Source organism: Planococcus sp. MB-3u-03, from assembly GCF_002833405.1.
GTDB lineage: Bacteria > Bacillota > Bacilli > Bacillales_A > Planococcaceae > Planococcus.
This window is the reverse complement of the sequence record NZ_CP025135.1, coordinates 406711-425038: the sequence shown is the minus strand read 5'-3', so window position 1 is coordinate 425038 and position 18328 is coordinate 406711. Positions and strand designations below refer to the sequence as shown.

Genomic DNA, 18328 nt, shown 5'->3' with positions numbered 1-18328 from the left:
GCTGTTTCTGCCCGGTCCCTTATAACTTCATCAATTTGAAGTTTTCTTTTATCCTATCACAGTACCACGCCCGCCCCTATCCGAAACGCGGTACCTGATAGCTTCCTTGTTCAAAAACGATTTTTTGTCCAGCCGATTCGAAACGCACTTCACGCAGCCGCTCTTTTCCCTCGCCCGCCTCAAACACAAGACGGCAATTTTCCAAGTCAATGTCTCCTCCGAGCAAGCTGCTCCACTGTGCTTCCAGTTGTGCCGGATCTTTTACCGAGAACACAAGCGCCTCCAAATGCAGGCTTTCATTCAGCTCCGTAATCGCGCCTTTTTGTTTCAAGCCGGCCAAACGCGCTTCATCCGGTTCTTCCCACTCAATAAAAAACGGCAGCGGCAAAGCGGATGTAATCGGCTCATCAATAAACAGCAGGCGCCAGCGGATGGTTTCGCCTGTATCAGTCAGTCGTTCGGCGTCCATTGGGCCAATAGTCTGGAACCCGCGCCCTTCGATTTGTTGCGCCAATTGGTCAAGGTTATCAGAACGCAGACAAATGGTGCCGAAGCCCTTTCCGTCGAGGCGCAGTTGTTGAACCAGGGGGTGGTCAGAAGCTTCAGCGCGCGTTTTATCTTCTACCGCGAGCCACTCGATATAATAATCCGGCCCGTACATGAGGGCATTTTGAGTTCCCCAGTTTTTATGGCTGCCTCCAGTAACTGCGTGGAAACCTTTTGCGTTCCAAAACTGGCTGCTGGCTTCCGGGCTGGTGTGGGTAAAATGAACGATGTGATCCAATTTCATTTGCAAGCACTCCTTTTCTTTGCCTATTGATCTCTTTCTTCTATTAAATATAATACCCTCTAGCGTTGTCGATTTGTTATGTATATGGTCACTTTTTCGCTGTCAATTCTGATTTTTCCGGAAAACGGGTGGTTTTTAGGCCTCATTTTCGATAGTCTAGTGTATAGGAAAAGATAATTACCATATTTCAAAGGAGGTCATCATGGATAAAAAATTATTGAAAAACCCTGTGTTTATCATATCGACAGCCGTGATCCTGCTGTTGGTAGTTGCTGGGGCATTTATGCCGATTCGTTTCGGTGAAGTCGCCGGCACCTTATTTAACTTCACCACGCTTAACTTCGGTTGGTTCTACTTGCTAGCTGTCTTCATCATCACCCTTTTCCTGATCATCATCGCCATTAGCAAATATGGCAGCATCCGGCTCGGAGCCGACTCCGACCGCCCGGAATTCCCGTTCTTCACGTGGATCGGCATGCTGTTCTCAGCTGGATTTGGTGCAGGGCTTGTCTTTTGGGGCGTAGCGGAACCGATGAGCCATTTCTTTACGACACCGTTCGGCACTGAAGGCCAGACGGAAGAAGCCGCGCGCATCGCGATGGGCTATTCGTTCTTCCACTGGGGCATCAGCCAATGGTCCGTCTTCGCTATCGTCGGCTTGGTTATCGGCTTCTTGCAGTTCAGACGCAAAAAGCCTGGCTTGGTCTCTACTGCACTCGAACCGGTCTTGGGCTCGAAGCCGGTCGTCAAGCATACAATTGATTCACTCGCAGTTATTGCAACTGTCATGGGAATCGCCACTTCGCTTGGCCTTGGGGTCTTGCAAATGAACGGCGGCTTGAACGCCGTCTTCGGCATCGACAACGCCTTCCCGATCCAATTGGCGATTATCGGCGTCATGTTCGCCGCCTATACCCTATCTTCTTCCACAGGCCTTCATAAAGGAATTGCTTATTTAAGTAACTTGAACTTAGGCTTGGCACTGGTATTGATGGTATTCGTCTTCTTTGCGGGCCCGACAGTGTTCATCATGGACACATTTACGCTCGCAATCGGCGATTACATCACTAATTTTGTTCAGTACAGCCTGCGCATGGAACCGTACACAGGCGGAGAATGGGTGCTTGGATGGACCATCTTCTACTGGGCTTGGGCAACTGCCTGGTCTCCATTTGTCGGAGCGTTCGTTGCACGGGTATCACGCGGGCGTACCATCCGCGAATTCGTCTTCGGCGTGCTGGTCATTCCGCCAGCCATCGCCTGTGTCTGGATCGCCGTCTTCGGCGGTACAGCTTTATGGTATGACCTGAACGAACAGGCGGGCATCGCGGAAGCGGTCAATGTGGATTTGACTTCTGCCTTGTTCCAAACTTTTGATGTTCTTCCGCTGTCGACCATCATGTCCGTATTGGCGATTCTGCTGATCTTTACATTCCTTGTGACATCAGCTGACTCCGCTACGTACATCTTAGCGACGATGACAAGCTTCGGCAGCTTGAACCCGCCGACTTTGTTTAAAGTCATCTGGGGCGTTTTGATGTCAGCCATCGCAGCCGTTCTTCTTTACGCTGGCGGACTTAGCGCCTTGCAGACCGCTTCACTCATATCGGCCTTACCGTTTACGGTGCTCTTGCTTCTGATGCTTTGGTCATTCACCAAAATCATCCGTGGGGAGTCACCGCCGATCCGCAAATCGGAGCTGCGCCGCTTCCGACGCTTGGAACGCGAAGCGCGAAAACAACAGAATAAGTAAGCATACAATCAACACTGCCTTAAAAGCTCGAGATCCAGAGCTTTTAAGGCAGTTTTTGAATAAGCTGATGTTGCATTCGCTTAGACATCAAACTAAAAACTGATTATTAAATCAATAATCCTTTACTTTTCCCTTCAAGAGGCTATAATAAAATGGAAAGGGAATGTTTGTTCGTATTTTACATATTATATTGAAAGGAGTTTTCACGATGACTGTCAACGTCTATATGATCTTCAATGGCAATTGCGAAGAAGCCGTAGCCTACTACGCAAAAGTATTCGATGCAGAGCTGGCGGAATTCTCCCGCTTTGGGGATATGCCTTCAGAGCCTGGGCAAGAGATGCCCGAAGAAATGAAAAGCCGGATTATGCATGCGAGCTTGGACATTCATGGAAGCACCATCATGTTTTCAGATGCCATGTCAGACGCCCCCATTGCATTCGGCAAGAACATTAACGTAACGGTGATATCGGATGACTTGCACAAAATGACGGAGGAATTCAACCGGCTGGCGCAAGAGGGAAAAGTTCAAATGGCGCTGCAGGAAACGTTCTGGAGCCTCGGGTATGGCATTGTGGAAGATAAATACGGGGTCGTCTGGATGTTCAGCCATGACGACGGCCGGCAATGAACCGGAGATCCCGCTCCACCTCCTATGGCCGGGTGTTCATCGGGCATTAAAAAATAGGCTATCCTCATTTGAGAGGATAGCCTATTTTGATGGATCATTTTTTATCTTCTTGAATCAAACGCTCTGTTTCATCGAATTCTGCTTCGATTTCAGCGTTCGGCTTGTAAGTCACCAAGCTGACAGCCCATGTAACCAACCAGCTGAGAATGAAGCCTGGAATGATTTCATAGACGCTGCCGACGAAGTTCGTCAAGTCAGTAGCCCCTGCATCCTCAGGCGCAGTACCAACAAGGTCCCAGATGATGACCGTGACGGCACCGACAATCATACCGGCAAGCGCACCTTTAGAAGTAAGCTTGCGCCAGAATAGGGAAAGCAAAATGATCGGGCCGAAAGCGGCACCGAATCCAGCCCATGCATAAGCGACCAATCCAAGAATGGTATTGTTCTGCTCCCATGCGAGTGCTGCAGCGATGACAGCGATGACAGCTACGGCGATTCGGCCGAGCGTGACATAGCCTTTAGCGCTGGACTCTTTCTTAAAGGCAATTTTATACAAGTCTTCAATCAAGGCAGAAGAGCTGACGAGCAATTGGGACGAAATCGTACTCATGATCGCGGCCAGGACTGCCGCCAGGACGAAACCTGCAACTAGCGGGTGGAACAGTACTTGGCTCATGTCCAAGAATACCGCTTCCGGGTCAACCAAGGTCGCATCCGGGTTTTGCTGGAAATACGCAATCCCCACCAATGCCGTACCTGTGGCACCAATAAGGCTCAAAATCATCCAGCCCATGCCGATGCGGCGGGCAGAACGAACTTCCGCTAAAGTTTTGATTGCCATAAAACGGACGATAATATGCGGCTGGCCGAAGTAACCAAGGCCCCACGCTACGGCAGAAATGATGCCGATCGTGGATGCTCCCGACACCAGGCTCAGCATGTTCGGGTCGACTTCCCGGATGCTCGCTGCTGTCTCACCGAACCCGCCGGTAACGAAAATCCCGACAACCGGCACTGCAATAAGCGCCAGGAACATCATGATCCCCTGCACAAAGTCCGTGTAACTGACGGCGAGGAATCCACCGAATAAAGTATAAGCGACAACTACCACCGAGCCTATGACCAGGCCGAGATGGTAATTCATTCCGAATGAACTCTGGAAGAATAGCCCAGAAGCTACCATACCGGATGAAACGTAGAATGTGAAGAAAATCAAAATGATAATACCTGAAACGATTCGCAAAAGGCGCGAGCGGTCTTTCAATCGATTTTCTAAGAAGCTTGGGATGGTGATGGAATCACTGGTGACAAATGAGTAGATTCGCAGACGAGGCGCAACAAAGAACCAGTTCAGGAAGGCACCGATCGTTAAGCCGATGGCGATCCAGACTTCCACCAGGCCGCCAACGTAAATAGCCCCTGGCAAACCGAGCAATAGCCATCCCGACATATCGGATGCACCGGCGCTGAGAGCCGCAACGGATGGCCCGAGTCCCCTTCCCCCGAGCATGTAATCGGATAAGTCAGCTGTCTTCTTATACGCATACCAGCCAATGAATAGCATAGCCGCTAGGTAAACGATTAAGGCTATGATTTGATAAGTTGTATCTGTCATGACATCTCCTCCTTATTAAACACTTTAACATACTGAGCTTATATGAAAAGGGGGCGATTGCGTTTTATTTCCTATTTAAATGGGGATAGAAAGGCAAGGAGGCGATAAATATGCCGTGGAATAAGAATGATTACCCAGATTCCTTCAAAAATTTGGATGAAAATGTCCGCAATAAAGCAATTGAAATCGCTAACGCTCTCTTGCGGGATGGTTACGAAGAAGGCCGCGCTATACCGATCGCTTTAGACCAGGCACGTGACACCGTGCAAGGGGACAGTGAAGCACCGGTTTACGAAATCCGGAAGCATTCAGAAGGCTGGCAACTTAAGAAAAAAGACAGCAAAAAAGCCATCCTCATTGAAGAAACGAAGGATGACTTGATGGATGAAGCGAAGCGTTACGTCAACCGCAATAACGGGGAGCTTCATATTTACGCGGAAGATGGCTCGTTGCAGGAAAAGCTATACGATTGATAGCTCAAAACAACAGGGCAGGAAAAGCGGCCGCTTTTCCTGCCCTGTTTTCTCTTGTTCAGCTTTTTTCACGGTAGCGGGCAATGGCTTCAATCCGGTTGCTCGCCTCGAGTTTATCGAGAATGGTGGAAATGTAATTGCGCACAGTGCCTGTCGTAATAAACAACTCTTTGGCGATTTCTTTCGTGCTGCGGCCTTCGGTGATCAATTCCATCACTTGCCGCTCGCGTTCAGTCAGTGGATTGCTCCCTGCATAAGCGAGGTCGACAAGTTCCGGGGCATAGATCCGCCGGCCGTCCATGATAGTACGGATCGAGGTCCCCAGCTCTTCACTCGGGCTGTCTTTCAAGAGATACCCGCTGACACCGGCTTTCCTGGCCCGCTCGAAATAACCTGATCGGGCGAATGTCGTCAGGATGATGGTTTTGCACGAATGGTCTTTCAAGGCTTCTGCTGCGTCCAAGCCGCTCTTGACCGGCATTTCAATATCCATGATGCAGACGTCCGGATTCAGCTCCTCGACCAAGCGGATCGCTTCCTCTCCATTAGACGCCATGCCAACCACTTCTAAATCATCTTCCAGGTCCAGTAACGATCCAAGCGCCCCAAGCATCATGCGCTGGTCTTCCGCCAGTACAATTCGAATCATGAATTTCTCCCCTCCACATCTTGATAAAGAATGACATTCGGCACCCGGATATTCAAGGTCGTCCCGTCCATGACTTCCACATCGACTTGGCCATTGACAAACTCAAGCCGCTCCCGCATTCCAGCAAGCCCGTTGCCCTGGAGCATCGGATTGCCTTCCGGGAACCCGACACCGTCGTCCTGCACCTGCACGAGAATTTCGTTCGGCGTCTGCTTGATCAGCACGGTGCAACGGGAGGCTTCGCTATGCTTCACGACATTGGTGACCGCTTCCTTCAAACACATGCTCAGCACATGCTCCATCAACAGCGGCGTATTGTTGAGCTTGGCGTTGCCATAGAACACGAAATCGATATCCGCGGCTCTCAAAATCTGCTGGATGCGCAATAATTCGTCTTCGAGTTTCGTCCCGCGCATATCCGTCACCAGTTCCCGCACTTCCTTCAAAGCAGTGCGCGCCGTCTGGCGGACATCCTGGATTTCAGCAGCCGCGCGTTCCGGGTCTTTATTGAGTAGTTTCCCGGCCAAATCACTTTTCAAGCCGATCAACGATAATTTCTGGCCGAGCGTATCGTGGAGATCGCGCGCTATCCGTTCCCGCTCCTCGATCAGCACAAGCTGCGAAATCCGTTTATTGGCATCTTCAAGCGCCCCCTCCAGCTTTTCGCGTTTGTGCCGGTTATAGGTGTTGAACGGCAGCAGGATGACTCCAAGAACGCTCAGGATGATGAACGGCAGTTGAGTGATATATAGATTAAAGTCGACAAGCAAACCGTAGATGATCGCGGCGATCGTCGTCCCGATATGCAGGCCGTAGATGATGAAAAAGCCGACTTTGCTGCGGATATTCCCAATGAAGAACGCCAGGAAAATCGCCAGGTAGACATAGCCGAATAAAAAGATCATCGCGATATTGATGATCATCTCGACACTTACCCATAAATACACGAGAAACGAATGTGAACTGAAAGACAAGCGGTAAGCGATAAAAAACGCCACCAACAGGAAGATGCCTGCTGCGATTTCAGTTGGAGAAGACGATCGAAAAATGAAAAAGAATGGCAAAATGCAAAAAATCGTCCATGCATAGATGCTTAACCACGTATTGCGGGGAAAAATTTGATACCAGTTCTGCATAACTGCCTCCTAAAGTTTCTTTGCTCTCATCATACCAAAGCTCACAGGTAAAGAGAAAACCTGCGCAGTTTACCCGTTGCAAACAAGCTTTTCCGCAAAGAAAAAACTGTCCTTGCCTCTAGGTTGAGGCAAGGACAGTTCCGGTTTATTGCTGTGCTGTCCGGGAGTCGCCAAGCAAATGCTTGATGGCGCCGAATGTCACAAATCTCTTGTTCTCTTCGTCATACACTTTATACTTCAAGGATTGGAAACTTGTCTTCAAATTGACTGTCGTCGCTTTTTGAAGCGGCGGCGTAGAGACATGTGCTTTTTCCAAGTTATAGTTCGGAACGCGCGGGCTCAAGTGATGGACATGGTGGAAACCGATGTTGCCAGTCACCCATTGGAGCACTTTCGGCAATTCGTAATACGAGCTGCCTTCGATTGCCGCTTTCACGTAATCCCATTCGCTTTCGTCCTCGAAATAAGAATCTTCGAATGTGTGCTGGATGTAGAACAACCAAATGCCTAGTGCACCAGCAGTGAACATGATCGTACCTTGAATCAACACAAACGCCTGCCAGCCGATTGCCAAGATCATGATTGTGTAAAGGACCACTAGCGAAATGTTGATCAAATACGTATTGTTGCGCTCTTTCTTACGTGCATCTTTACGGTTGAAACGGCTAGAGATCAAGACCAGGAATAACGGCCCTAACCCAAACATTACGAGAGGGTTGCGGTACATGCGGTACTTGAAGCGTTCCCACTTGGAAGCTTCTACATACTCGTCAATCGTCATGACCCAGATGTCGCCGACTCCGCGCTTGTCGAGGTTACCGCTCGATGCGTGGTGGATAGCGTGCTCGCGTTTCCATTTTTCATAAGCGAAAAGTGTCAATATGCCGGTAATCGTTCCGACGATCGCGTTCGCTTTTTTATTTTTGAAGAACGATCCGTGTGTGCAGTCATGGAAAATGATGAACATACGGACGACAAATCCAGCTGCGATAACGGAAATCCCTACTGTCAGCCAAACGGAGACGTCCAGTGCGAGATAAGCCAAAAACCAAAGAATGAAAAATGGGGGTATCGTGTTAATCATTTGTTGAACGCTTGCTTTAACATCTGCTTTTTCGAAAGGGGCGACAAACTTACGTAATTGCGCTGTCTTTTCTTTGCTCATATCTTGTCTTCCTCCTAGAATGGGCGTGCCCATCGGTGTACTTGTTAACTATCATATTACGCCCCTGCCGCCTTGTTCATAAGACATAAACGTCTGTTTCTAAGTATGACACCTGTCATGGATTTTGCCTTTTCCGTAACTTTCTAAAATCAAGGAAAACGTGTATACTGATTTATATACAGAATAATCTGAATAGAGGTGAACACTATGACAGGACTGGTAGCTGTCATCATGATCTTTTCCATTCCCCTCGTCGCTATCTGGACGGACTATTTGACCAAAAAGAAAAAAATGCACCAGCGTGCGCTGGAAACGGAAGTGGAACTCGAAAAGCTCAAGCATGACAATTACGTCATTGAAACGCAGAAGCTGCGCTTGGAACTTGAACAGATGAAACTAGACGACGCCCTGAAGCACCAACCACTCATAGCCGAACGGCAAAAAGACGCGTCTGCATAGACGCGTCTTTTTCAGGCCGTCGAGAAAGGTAAGCAATCGTATTCTCCGAAGCTTATCGCTCGCTTTCCGTGGGCTCGCGCCCAAGCCTCCTCAGTCGCTTTACGCCTTGCGGGGTCTCGGCCGTCTCGCTATTCCACAGGAAAGATAAAGTCGACCTGTGGGAGACATTATCTTTGCGAAAGTAATGCGCAGCATTATTGAGCAGAAGGGGTTACGAGCGAACGCTTCTCCAAACACTTAAAGAGATCATTGATTGTTAAATGTAGAAAAAACGATTCCATTCTAATTCGTAATGAATTAATAGACTTCTTCAACACTCTGAAAAGACGCGTCTGCATAGACACGTCTTTTTTATTGCGCAGTTTTCGGCCACCCTGAACAGCTCAGACGAAAACTTGTTCCTCTATTTTCTTCAGCCCGTAGAAATAACCTCGGCGGTCCATTAATTCCTGATAATTGCCTTGTTCGATCAAGCGTCCGTTTTCCAGTACCAGGATACGGTCCATGTTTTCAAGCCCTGATAAATCGTGGCTGATGATGACGAAAGTATCCTGTGGGTGACGGGTGAACAGCTCGCTGTAGATGGATTGGGCCGTTACGCCGTCGACCGATGAAAACGGTTCATCCAGCAGCCATAGCCGTTCGCCTTTCAGAAACGCACGGGCCATCGCGAGACGCTGCTTTTCACCGCCTGATAAATTGCGGCCCTTTTCGAAAACCGGCGCAGCCAGCTCCAAGTGCTCTAACCGTACGAGTTCGAGTGCTTCACGCAATTGTTCTGCGTCTGCCTGTTCATTCGCAATGCGCAAATTACTCTCGATTGTCCCCGAAAAGAAGTGGTTCTCCTGAAGCACAATGTTCATGCGTTCCCATACGTTTTCCGGGCGCATGCCACTAAGCGCTTCATTTCCGAAACGGATTTCGCCATCCCCGGGCACCGCTACTTTCAGCAATAGCTGCAATAAAGTCGACTTACCTGAGCCGCTCGGGCCGACAATCGCTGTTTTGGACCCTTGCCGCAAATCGAAACTGACTTCATCGAGCGCCAAGCGACCGTCATTCGGATAGCGATAAGAGATGCGATTCGCCTGAATATCCACTGGTCCCACCGGCATCTCCCCTGCGCTGTTGTCAGGTTCTTCGTCCACCACTTCTTCGAGCCTGCGCGCAGCGATCCGGCTTTCTTCATAATACGCCGGAAGGGCCGCAAGCGGGCCGACATTCTCAAATGCCCCGAGCGATACCATAACAAGCATCGCCAAATACAAACCGGATAATTCCCCGATGGACACGAAATACGCGCCGGTCGCCAAAACGAAAAACGAAGCCAGGAAAGCCACGAGCGCATTCACTGACTGAACACGGTTTTCCTCAAGCCCCTCGTTTTGCTGGGCCTGTTCATAACGGTTTGCTGCATCCTGCAGTTCCGCGCTTTTTCGATCGAGCGCCAAATGGATTTTCAAATCCTTGAATCCGTAGAGAAATTCTGCTGATGCCGCCGCAAACTCTCCGCGGGTTTCCCCTGTCGCATGCGTTTTCTTCCGTCTCCGAAGAGCGAAGAACGCGGGCAGGATGACGACCACGAAAATTGCGCCCGCCAAGACGACTAAGGCCATAGGCAGCGAATAAAACGAAGTGAAGAACACCGTGGCCACTAAGACCATGCCGACGACAATCGGCGGATACAATACGCGCAGCAGGAAGTTCTGCAAACTTTCCACGTCGCCAACGATGCGAGACAGCAGATCACCGCTCTGGTGGCGCTGGAAAATTCCCGGTGCGAGCGGTGCCAGCCGCTCAAAAAAACTGCCGCGCAAATGGCCGAGCATTGTAAACGTCGCACGGTGTGAAAACAGCCGTTCCGCGTAGCGGGTAATGGCTGCTGCAAAGCCGAATAATTTGAGCGACGCTGCCATAACGACCAAGGTCGTCATTTGGGCAGTCAAAGCCGCCTTTGAAATCAAATAGCCGCTCGCCCCAAGAAGCGCAACGCCGGCAAGCCCCGCCAGAAAGCCGAAGACCACGGCAAGGGCAACATCGCGTTTTTCCTTTAGCGTCAGCCAGAAAACCGTCTTTAATTCACCCATGCCTGTTTGCCTCCTTGCTGCGCTTCAATCATGGACCGGTAAGGGCTGAAATTGTCCATCAGCTCTTCATGCGTGCCGATGGCTTCCACCCTTCCTGCGTCCAAGACGATAATGCGTGATGCGTTCCGGATCGTGTGCAGACGGTGTGCAATCGTGATGACGGTAGCTTCTTTTGATAACTCTTCGATTGCACTTTGCAGCACTTGCTCTGTATGAAGGTCAAGCCCTGCAGTCGGTTCATCAAAAAACAATAACGACGGCTTCTTGAGAAATGCACGCGCTAAAACGAGCCGCTGCTTTTCGCCGCCGGACAATCCGCGCCCCGCTTCACCGATCACCGTGTCGAATCCTTCAGGGAGCGATTCGACCAATTCCAGGATGCCCGCTTTCTGTGCCGCCGCAATCAGTTCTTGTGGCGCCACAGCGCGGTTCGCCCCGAGTTCGATATTTTCTTTAATCGTCCCAGCAAATAAATAAGGATCTTGCGTAATATAGCTCAATTGCCCGAACCATTCATCTTCGCTCACTTGCTCTTGCGGGAGGCCGTTGATCAGCAAGCGCCCGCTCGTGGCCGGCAATAATCCCGCCATCACATTCATCAAAGTGCTTTTTCCGGAGCCGCTCGCCCCGACCAGCGCGGTAGACGTACCCGCTTCCAGCTTGAAACTTGCCGGTTCTAGTTGAAATCCTTCCCCGTATTGGAAGCTCAGTTGCTCCAAAGCCAAATCGATCGGCGCATCGACTGGGGATTCGCCCCACTCAACCGGTTGATGGCTTTTTGCCAATTCTTCCGACAACAGCTCAGCAGAAGCTGCACTGCCCCTCGCCGTATGAAAAGCGCTGCCGAATTCTTTTAATAGATTAAAGAAATCCGGAACGAGCAACATGACGAGGAAAGCCGGGAAAAACGTGATGCTGTCGAAGACGACAAGGCGCAAACCGATTTCGAGCGCCACGATCCCGATGCTCAGCATGGAAATGTATTCGAGCGTCAAAGAAGACAGGAAAGCTGATTTCAAAACGTCCATGGTCGAATCGCGGAACTTTAAGCTATTGTCCCGAATGGTATCGCTTTGCCGCTTTGCCTGGCCGAATAAGCGCAAAGTCGTCAAACCTTGCAGCACATCGAGAAAAGCGCCTGAAAACCCAGCCAATTGTTCAACTTTTTCATCAGCCTTCTGTTTCGTTCTTTTGCCGACAATCGCCATGAACAGCGGGATGAACGGCGCCGTGATCAAGATGATCAGCCCGGTCGTCCAGTTCAGGTAAAAAATCACCCCGAGGAGCATCAGCGGGATTGTATAACTTTGGATCATCTGCGGAATATATTTACTGAAATAACCGTCGGTGTCATCGACTGCTTCGAGCAGCAATCCGACTTTCCGTCCCGACTGCCCGGCAATCGATCCCTGCAGCGGATTTTCCTTATACGAAGCGATCAATTCCCGGCGCAAACCGCGTCTCGCTTCCACAGACAGCGTGATGCCGAGCCGGCCGATCGCATAACTTGCGCCAGCCCGCAGCAAAATGACTGCCAGCAAAGCAACCAATAAAGGCAGCACGTCTTCAAAAGAGGCGGATTTCAGAAAAACTGAATCAGCTACCCATACAAAAAACAAAGCCTGCCCGATCATCGCAAGCCCCTTTGCCAATGAGGCTAGAAACAACAACCGTATGCGATTGTTCTGGCTGTAGGCCATTTGTTTCAAACTTCCCATTACCATCGCCCTTTCTTTCACTTACCCCTATTATAAAGGAGCATCAAGGAGATTCCTTTGGGGACGCACGCCCTGAGCGCCATTTCCCGGGAAATTGTTACAGAACGGTTCACATTTTCATAAAGAAAAGCCACGCAGCAAGGCTGCATGGCTGAGATAGCGGATAAACGCTTATTTAGGGCTTTCTTCCAGAAGTCGGAAAAATAACTGCCTGTAACCACAGGGCATCGTCTTGGATCTTCCTTTTTAACGGACTATCCAGACATTCTTTATACTCTGTCGTCAATTTCTGTAGTTCATATTCAAAAACTGCCTCTTCCTCTTTCGTGATCATGGCATAAACATCACCTTTCGACACCAGCGCGAGGATTGCGCACGTGATTCATTACCTAATACTGTACCCGATATTTGTAATATTATTCTTGTTTTTTATAAGTAGCATCATTTATTTATCTAAACGAACAATAATAGCACTGAATAGATGGACAGTCCTATTACAAAAGCACCCAAACTGCTTTCCCGTTCCTCCGGCAGTTCTTCTTTCAATACGTTCAAAATGACACCGCCCGCAATCAAGGCCATGAGAAACGCAATGATCAGTTCGTGAACTTCCGTTATCCAGCCGATTCCCCAGCCGGCCGCGATTGCCGCTGCGAGAAGCCATCTTCCGTAACGGTCATATTCGCCTTGATGCGCTTCCCGAAGTCCCTTGTCATTAGTGATGAAATGGACGCCGAGCGCAACGAAAAATAAGAACATTCCCATCGTGCCTTCATACTCCTCGCGCAACATCAAATAGCCGATGACCCCGTTGTACATGGCAAAAGATCCGATATGAACCCAAAAGACACCGCTCGAGGATTTGCCTTCCGCTGTCCTGCGCTTCGAACTTTTCACCAGTTGTTCCAAGCCATAAAAAATGACGAGCCCGGCCATAGCCGCGAGGTAAATATGATTGCTCAGGAAGCCTTCGCCATGACCGCCGAACTCTTCATGGACTTCTTCTTGGAATTCGCCTAATTCAGGCAATAAATGCAAAAATACATAGGCGACGGAAATGCCGCCTGCAACCGACAGAAAGCGGCTGCGCGGAACGGCTCTCAAGAAATTCATGTTCTTTGAAAATAGATGTATGAGTATAAATCCGATAACAAACAGCAAACTAAGCCATTCCAAGCTATCCCTCCTCAACTAAAAAAGCAGACGGGCGCATTCGCCCATCTGCCAGCACTCGCCTGTTGGCGTATAGTGTTTCGTTACCCGTTCAAACCGTTTTTAACCCATCCAGCAACTTGTACCGTGCGTTTTGCCTGATGCGTCACGGCATCTTGTACATCTTCAATCATATTGCCATCCTGGTCGACCGTGACGCTTGTTCCGTAAGGATTGCCGCCTGCCTTGAATAGCGCTTGGTCGGTATATCCTGGAGCCGCGATGATCGCACCCCAATGATGCATCGTCGTATAAACCGATAATACCGTCGCTTCTTGTCCGCCATGAGGGTTTTGCGCAGAAGACATGGCGCTCACCACTTTGTTCGCCAGCTTGCCTTGTGCCCACAAGCCGCCTGTTGTATCAAAGAATTGCTGTACTTGTGAAGATACATGGCCAAAACGAGTCGGCACGCTGAAGATGATGGCGTCTGCCCACTCGAGCAGATCATTGTCGGCTTCCGGTACATCCTGCGTCGCCTCGTAATGCTCTTTCCAGGCCGGATTCGATTCAATCGCTCCCATCGGCGCATTCTCTTTCACTTTTGCGACTTTCACTTGTGCTCCTGATTCTTTTGCAGCTGTTTCTGCCCATTGCGCCATCTGATAATTGGTTCCTGTCGAGCTGTAATAAATGATTGCTAAGTTTACGTTGCTCATGTCATAACCTCTCCTTTATCGATTTGCTCCGTGGCTTGCACAAAATATCCTACATTCAAGATATCTCTTTTACTTGTGTGCCCTAATCGGAAAGACATTAAACTTTCTTTTCTGAATATCCATGATTATTTAAAAACCACAGCTGATGATTCAATCCAATAGAAAACCAGATGAAGGATCTCCTTCACCTGGCCATTGTTCGATCAATTGACTTTCTCAGCGATTTCTTCCGACATCTCACGAAGCTTGAACTTTTGGATCTTCCCCGAAGCCGTCATCGGGTATTCTTCGATGAATTCGATATAGCGCGGGATTTTATGATGGGCGATTTTTCCTTTGCAATACGCGCGCAGTTCATCTGCACTCAGCATCTCGTCCCCTTTCAGGATGACCCAGGCCATCAATTCCTCCCCGTATTTCGGGTCCGGCACACCGACAACCTGGACGTCTTGGACGGAAGGATGCTGATACAGGAACTCCTCGATTTCACGCGGGTAAATATTCTCCCCGCCGCGGATGACCATATCTTTGATGCGGCCGGTGATCGAGATATAGCCGTCTTCGTCTTCTACCGCAATATCGCCAGTGTGCAGCCAACCCTCGGGATCGATTGCTTCTTTAGTGGCTTCTTCGTTCTTATAATAGCCTTTCATGATCAAATAGCCTCGTGTGCATAATTCACCTGGCATGCCTTTCACGACTCGTTCGCCGGTCGCCGGATCGATGATTTTCACTTCAACGTCTTCATGCGGCTTGCCGACGGTCGCAACGCGCTTTTCGATGGCATCGTCTTTGCCGGTCTGGGTGATGACCGGTGATGATTCGGTTTGCCCGTAGGCGATGGTGATTTCGCTTGCCCCCATATCGCTGATGACTTTCTTCATTACTTCGATCGGACAAGTGGAGCCTGCCATGATGCCCGTGCGTAATGTCGAAGTATCGAACGAGTCGAAATCGGGATGGTTGAGTTCGGCAATGAACATCGTCGGCACACCGTGAAGCGCTGTGCATTTCTCGTCCTGAACCATCTGCAATACGCGCTTCGGCTCGAACTGTTCCGCAATGACCATTGTCGTCGCGTGCGTCACTGCTGCAAGTGTCCCGAGCACACAGCCAAAGCAATGGAAAAACGGCACCGGGATGCACAAGCGGTCCGTTTCATCCAAATTCATCATATCTCCGACGAGGCGTCCGTTGTTGACAACGTTGCGATGCGTCAGCATGACCCCTTTCGGGAAGCCGGTCGTCCCGGATGTGTATTGGATGTTGATGACTTCGTCCGGAGCCATCGAACGAAAGCGCTGTTCTAGCTGCTCATCCGTCACTCTTTCGGCGAATGCTTCAAACTCGCTCCATGTGTAGATTCCCGGATAGCTATTTTCGCTCATGACGATGACGCGCTTCAGATGCGGCAGCTTAGGCGAATCGAGCTGCCCTTTTTCTGCATGCTCCAGCTCCGGGCATACTTGATTCAACACTTCGATATAATCCGTCCCCTTGAATTCTTCCCCCAGAATCAAAGTCGCGGAATCCGATTGCTTCAACAGATACTCCAGCTCATTCGCCTGGTAGCTCGTATTGACAGTGACCAGTACGCCGCCCATCTTGCCTGTGGCATATTGGCTGAGCAGCCATTCGCGTTTATTGTCCGACCAAATGGCGATATGCTCGCCTTTTTCGATGCCCAGCCCCATGAATGCTTTCGCCAGTGCATCGGTCTCTTGGTCAAATTCGGCATAGGTTTTGCGGATGCCTTCTTCCGGATAGACATACGCTTCCGTCTGCGGAAACTTTTTCGCCTGCTCCCGTACAATTTCCCCTACTGTTTGATCGAGAATTGCCATTTCTTCGTCCCCCTTGTTGAAAACGGTTTCATCCATTTTATTATCGCAAAATTCCAAATAAAAGGAAAGCGCCATTTCCAGCTTGCGAAGTCGCCCCAGGCTGCCAGCCGTGCTAAAATGAGGCTATCATAAAGACGGAAGGGATTTTCCATGGAACTCCAAACTATGCACGCCCAACTTGCAGAAAAACTGCACAGCCACGCACTCGTCACGGCCACCATCAGCCAGCCGCGCCAAAAATCGAACGACTTGAAACGCATCAAATTAAAACCGGTCGAACTGAAAGAAGGCTACCGCATCCAGTTCGAATATCAATATGAACAGATCTTGAAACACCAAAACCTGACAATCGAACAGGCAGTCGCCGAACTCGAACAATTATTCACCGAATTCCGCCAAGGCTTGTTCCAGTTCACCGACGAAAAAGTCCAGATCCAATTGACCAAAAAATTCAAAGTAAGCTATAAATCTGAGGCCAGTGCACGCGCTGCCGCCGATCTGTCCCATAACCGGAAGAAAGACTATCTGCTAGAGGACGGCATCCCCTACCCGTTTCTTGTGCGCCTCGGCGTCCAGTCGCCAGACGGTAAAGTCAAGAAACAGAAATACGATAAGTTCCGCCAGATCAACCGCTTCATCGAATTCATCGATGACGCACTCGAGCATTTGCCGAAAGACCACCCGATCCGCATACTCGATTTCGGCTCCGGCAAGTCTTACCTAACCTTCGCGCTGTATCATTATTTGCGCATCGAAAAAGGACTCGACTTGCGCGTCACGGGGCTTGACCTGAAAAAAAGCGTCATCGAGGAATGCCAGAACATCGCCCGTGACCTCGACTACCAGCAACTGGAATTTCTCGTCGGCGATATCAACGATTACGACCAAGACACCGCAGTCGATATGGTCGTTACGCTTCACGCCTGCGACGTGGCGACCGATATGGCACTCGCACGCGCCGTTAAATGGAACGCCGGCGTCATCTTGAGCGTGCCGTGCTGCCAACATGAACTCAACAGCCAGATCCAATCGTCTCCGCTCGATGTCATGCTGCAGCACGGTTTGATCAAAGAACGCTTCAGTGCACTTGCGACCGATTCGATCCGTGCGGAACTGCTTTCTTTGGTTGGCTATGAAACCCAATTGATGGAGTTCATCGATATGGAGCACACGCCGAAAAACATTCTGATCCGCGCTTATCGCACGAATAAAAAACCGGCAGCGGGGCAATTGGAACGCTACCAGGAATTCACCAAACTGTTGAACGCCAAGCCGTTTCTTGAAAACGAATTGAAGGAGCTCCTATGAAACGAAAAAATTTAGTCAACGGCATGATTCTTGCTTTCTCGGTCATCTTCATCCGTTTTATCGACGTCCGCGTCTACGATATGCCACTCATATTGACGTTGGCCTTGTTGATGGTGCTGATTTACGGGGGCATCCGCCTGGTCGAACGCTTCCCGGCACTCGATGAACCTGTCAGCAAACGGACATCGCTGATCACCAACACCTTGGTCATTGTCACCATCTTCCTGGCATTCTTCGTGCTCGGGCTCTAACTTCAGATATGTGTGGAAGGAATCAATGCTCAGCATTGGTTTCTTTTTTTATGAGAATAAATTTGCTTGTGGAATTGTTGCTGATGTTGATTTGAGCTTCATCTACTAGTCGCCGCCCTGCTTTGGGTTGGCCTCTTGCCATAAGCCAGGAAGAACGCCTGTCTTATTGCGTCGGCTCACCCTTTTACACTGGGCGGCTTGGAGATTTCATTGATTGGAGTGTGTTTAATCTGATCTGCTTCTTTATTACGTTGCCGGCTAGCGGGGGAATCGCTTCTTGGGTCTAGCTAGATGAGATTTGATTGTGCAATGTTTCTGGAGTTTATTCGGGATTCACCTTGGTATTCGCTGCCCGGCTTTGGGGTGGTCTCTTGCAATAAGCCAGGAAGAACACCTGTCTTATTGCGTCGGCTCACCCCTTTACGCTTGGCGGCCGAGAGATTTCTTTGATTCGGGTTCGTTTAATCAGAACTGCTTCTGCACGAGTTGCCGGCTAGTGGGGAATCGCTTCCTGGGATGCAGCACCTGACATATTATAGCTTGAGTCGAAAATCTTGTTGATGGAACAGAAATAA

At 49.7% G+C, this 18328-nt stretch carries 16 protein-coding genes; 6 read left to right on the top strand and 10 right to left on the bottom strand.

Features of this window, described 5'->3' with window-relative positions:
- Positions 1-76: 76 nt before the first annotated feature.
- On the bottom strand, positions 77-790 hold the full coding sequence (locus CW734_RS03435) for a VOC family protein (protein WP_101189446.1): 714 nt from the start codon (positions 788-790) through the stop codon (positions 77-79).
- A gap of 202 nt (positions 791-992) precedes the next feature.
- On the opposite strand from CW734_RS03435, the gene CW734_RS03430 reads away from it, so the two are divergent.
- Both CW734_RS03430 and CW734_RS03425 read left to right on the top strand, forming a co-directional pair.
- The gene (locus CW734_RS03430) at positions 993-2543 is read left to right on the top strand and encodes a BCCT family transporter (RefSeq protein WP_101189445.1); all 1551 of its coding nucleotides are present in this window, start codon (positions 993-995) and stop codon (positions 2541-2543) included.
- A gap of 208 nt (positions 2544-2751) precedes the next feature.
- Entirely contained in the window at positions 2752-3174 is a 423-nt protein-coding gene (locus CW734_RS03425) for a VOC family protein (protein ID WP_101189444.1), read from the top strand.
- Between the two features lie 94 nt (positions 3175-3268).
- Here the strand turns inward: CW734_RS03425 and putP are convergent, their stop codons facing one another.
- Positions 3269-4792, bottom strand: a complete 1524-nt coding sequence (gene putP / locus CW734_RS03420) for a sodium/proline symporter PutP (protein WP_101189443.1) — start codon at positions 4790-4792, stop codon at positions 3269-3271.
- 110 nt (positions 4793-4902) lie between these two features.
- Here putP and CW734_RS03415 point away from each other — a divergent pair, with 110 nt between their 5' ends.
- Positions 4903-5265, top strand: a complete 363-nt coding sequence (locus CW734_RS03415) for a DUF2188 domain-containing protein (protein ID WP_068871925.1) — start codon at positions 4903-4905, stop codon at positions 5263-5265.
- 58 nt (positions 5266-5323) lie between these two features.
- Here the strand turns inward: CW734_RS03415 and CW734_RS03410 are convergent, their stop codons facing one another.
- The 3 genes from CW734_RS03410 to CW734_RS03400 all read right to left on the bottom strand — a co-directional run bounded on the left by CW734_RS03410 (position 5324) and on the right by CW734_RS03400 (position 8215).
- The gene (locus CW734_RS03410; protein ID WP_101189442.1) at positions 5324-5914 is read right to left on the bottom strand and encodes a response regulator transcription factor; all 591 of its coding nucleotides are present in this window, start codon (positions 5912-5914) and stop codon (positions 5324-5326) included.
- Positions 5911-7050 (bottom strand): sensor histidine kinase, encoded by a 1140-nt coding sequence (locus tag CW734_RS03405; RefSeq protein ID WP_101189441.1) that lies wholly within the window; start codon positions 7048-7050, stop codon positions 5911-5913. The genes CW734_RS03410 and CW734_RS03405 overlap by 4 nt, the downstream gene beginning before the upstream one ends.
- Before the next feature lie 145 nt (positions 7051-7195).
- Positions 7196-8215 carry a Delta(5) desaturase DesA gene (locus CW734_RS03400; RefSeq protein WP_101189440.1) on the bottom strand — a complete coding sequence of 340 codons (1020 nt, stop codon included), beginning with the start codon at positions 8213-8215 and terminating at the stop codon, positions 7196-7198.
- A 207-nt stretch (positions 8216-8422) separates the two neighbouring features.
- Here CW734_RS03400 and CW734_RS03395 point away from each other — a divergent pair, with 207 nt between their 5' ends.
- Entirely contained in the window at positions 8423-8674 is a 252-nt protein-coding gene (locus CW734_RS03395; RefSeq protein WP_101189439.1) for a hypothetical protein, read from the top strand.
- A gap of 383 nt (positions 8675-9057) precedes the next feature.
- Here the strand turns inward: CW734_RS03395 and cydC are convergent, their stop codons facing one another.
- The 5 genes from cydC to CW734_RS03370 all read right to left on the bottom strand — a co-directional run bounded on the left by cydC (position 9058) and on the right by CW734_RS03370 (position 16194).
- Complete coding sequence (gene cydC, locus CW734_RS03390) at positions 9058-10761, bottom strand: thiol reductant ABC exporter subunit CydC (protein WP_101189438.1); 1704 nt, start codon at positions 10759-10761, stop codon at positions 9058-9060.
- A complete protein-coding gene (gene cydD, locus CW734_RS03385) occupies positions 10749-12479 on the bottom strand; it encodes a thiol reductant ABC exporter subunit CydD (protein WP_101189437.1) in 1731 nt (576 codons plus the stop codon). The genes cydC and cydD overlap by 13 nt, the downstream gene beginning before the upstream one ends.
- A gap of 453 nt (positions 12480-12932) precedes the next feature.
- Positions 12933-13655, bottom strand: a complete 723-nt coding sequence (locus CW734_RS03380; protein ID WP_101189436.1) for a ZIP family transporter — start codon at positions 13653-13655, stop codon at positions 12933-12935.
- Between the two features lie 80 nt (positions 13656-13735).
- Entirely contained in the window at positions 13736-14350 is a 615-nt protein-coding gene (gene wrbA / locus CW734_RS03375; protein ID WP_101189435.1) for an NAD(P)H:quinone oxidoreductase, read from the bottom strand.
- A gap of 203 nt (positions 14351-14553) precedes the next feature.
- A complete protein-coding gene (locus tag CW734_RS03370) occupies positions 14554-16194 on the bottom strand; it encodes an AMP-binding protein (protein ID WP_101192122.1) in 1641 nt (546 codons plus the stop codon).
- Between the two features lie 150 nt (positions 16195-16344).
- Here CW734_RS03370 and CW734_RS03365 point away from each other — a divergent pair, with 150 nt between their 5' ends.
- Together CW734_RS03365 and CW734_RS03360 are read left to right on the top strand one after the other, a co-directional pair.
- Positions 16345-17502, top strand: coding sequence for a class I SAM-dependent methyltransferase (locus CW734_RS03365; protein ID WP_101189434.1), 1158 nt, complete (start codon positions 16345-16347; stop codon positions 17500-17502).
- A complete protein-coding gene (locus CW734_RS03360; protein WP_058381873.1) occupies positions 17499-17753 on the top strand; it encodes a hypothetical protein in 255 nt (84 codons plus the stop codon). Before CW734_RS03365 ends, CW734_RS03360 begins: the two co-directional genes overlap by 4 nt.
- The last annotated feature ends 575 nt before the right edge of the window (positions 17754-18328 follow it).

Bases quoted from the DNA above. Each gene is read 5' to 3' on its own strand.
- CW734_RS03395 (WP_101189439.1), top strand. From the start codon at position 8,423: ATGACAGGACTGGTAGCTGTCATCATGATCTTTTCCATTCCCCTCGTC.
- CW734_RS03400 (WP_101189440.1), bottom strand. From the start codon at position 8,215: ATGAGCAAAGAAAAGACAGCGCAATTACGTAAGTTTGTCGCCCCTTTC.
- CW734_RS03360 (WP_058381873.1), top strand. From the start codon at position 17,499: ATGAAACGAAAAAATTTAGTCAACGGCATGATTCTTGCTTTCTCGGTC.
- CW734_RS03370 (WP_101192122.1), bottom strand. From the start codon at position 16,194: ATGGCAATTCTCGATCAAACAGTAGGGGAAATTGTACGGGAGCAGGCG.
- CW734_RS03410 (WP_101189442.1), bottom strand. From the start codon at position 5,914: ATGATTCGAATTGTACTGGCGGAAGACCAGCGCATGATGCTTGGGGCG.
- wrbA (WP_101189435.1), bottom strand. From the start codon at position 14,350: ATGAGCAACGTAAACTTAGCAATCATTTATTACAGCTCGACAGGAACC.
- CW734_RS03435 (WP_101189446.1), bottom strand. From the start codon at position 790: ATGAAATTGGATCACATCGTTCATTTTACCCACACCAGCCCGGAAGCC.
- CW734_RS03425 (WP_101189444.1), top strand. From the start codon at position 2,752: ATGACTGTCAACGTCTATATGATCTTCAATGGCAATTGCGAAGAAGCC.
- CW734_RS03415 (WP_068871925.1), top strand. From the start codon at position 4,903: ATGCCGTGGAATAAGAATGATTACCCAGATTCCTTCAAAAATTTGGAT.
- putP (WP_101189443.1), bottom strand. From the start codon at position 4,792: ATGACAGATACAACTTATCAAATCATAGCCTTAATCGTTTACCTAGCG.
- CW734_RS03430 (WP_101189445.1), top strand. From the start codon at position 993: ATGGATAAAAAATTATTGAAAAACCCTGTGTTTATCATATCGACAGCC.
- CW734_RS03365 (WP_101189434.1), top strand. From the start codon at position 16,345: ATGGAACTCCAAACTATGCACGCCCAACTTGCAGAAAAACTGCACAGC.
- cydC (WP_101189438.1), bottom strand. From the start codon at position 10,761: ATGGGTGAATTAAAGACGGTTTTCTGGCTGACGCTAAAGGAAAAACGC.
- CW734_RS03405 (WP_101189441.1), bottom strand. From the start codon at position 7,050: ATGCAGAACTGGTATCAAATTTTTCCCCGCAATACGTGGTTAAGCATC.
- cydD (WP_101189437.1), bottom strand. From the start codon at position 12,479: ATGGGAAGTTTGAAACAAATGGCCTACAGCCAGAACAATCGCATACGG.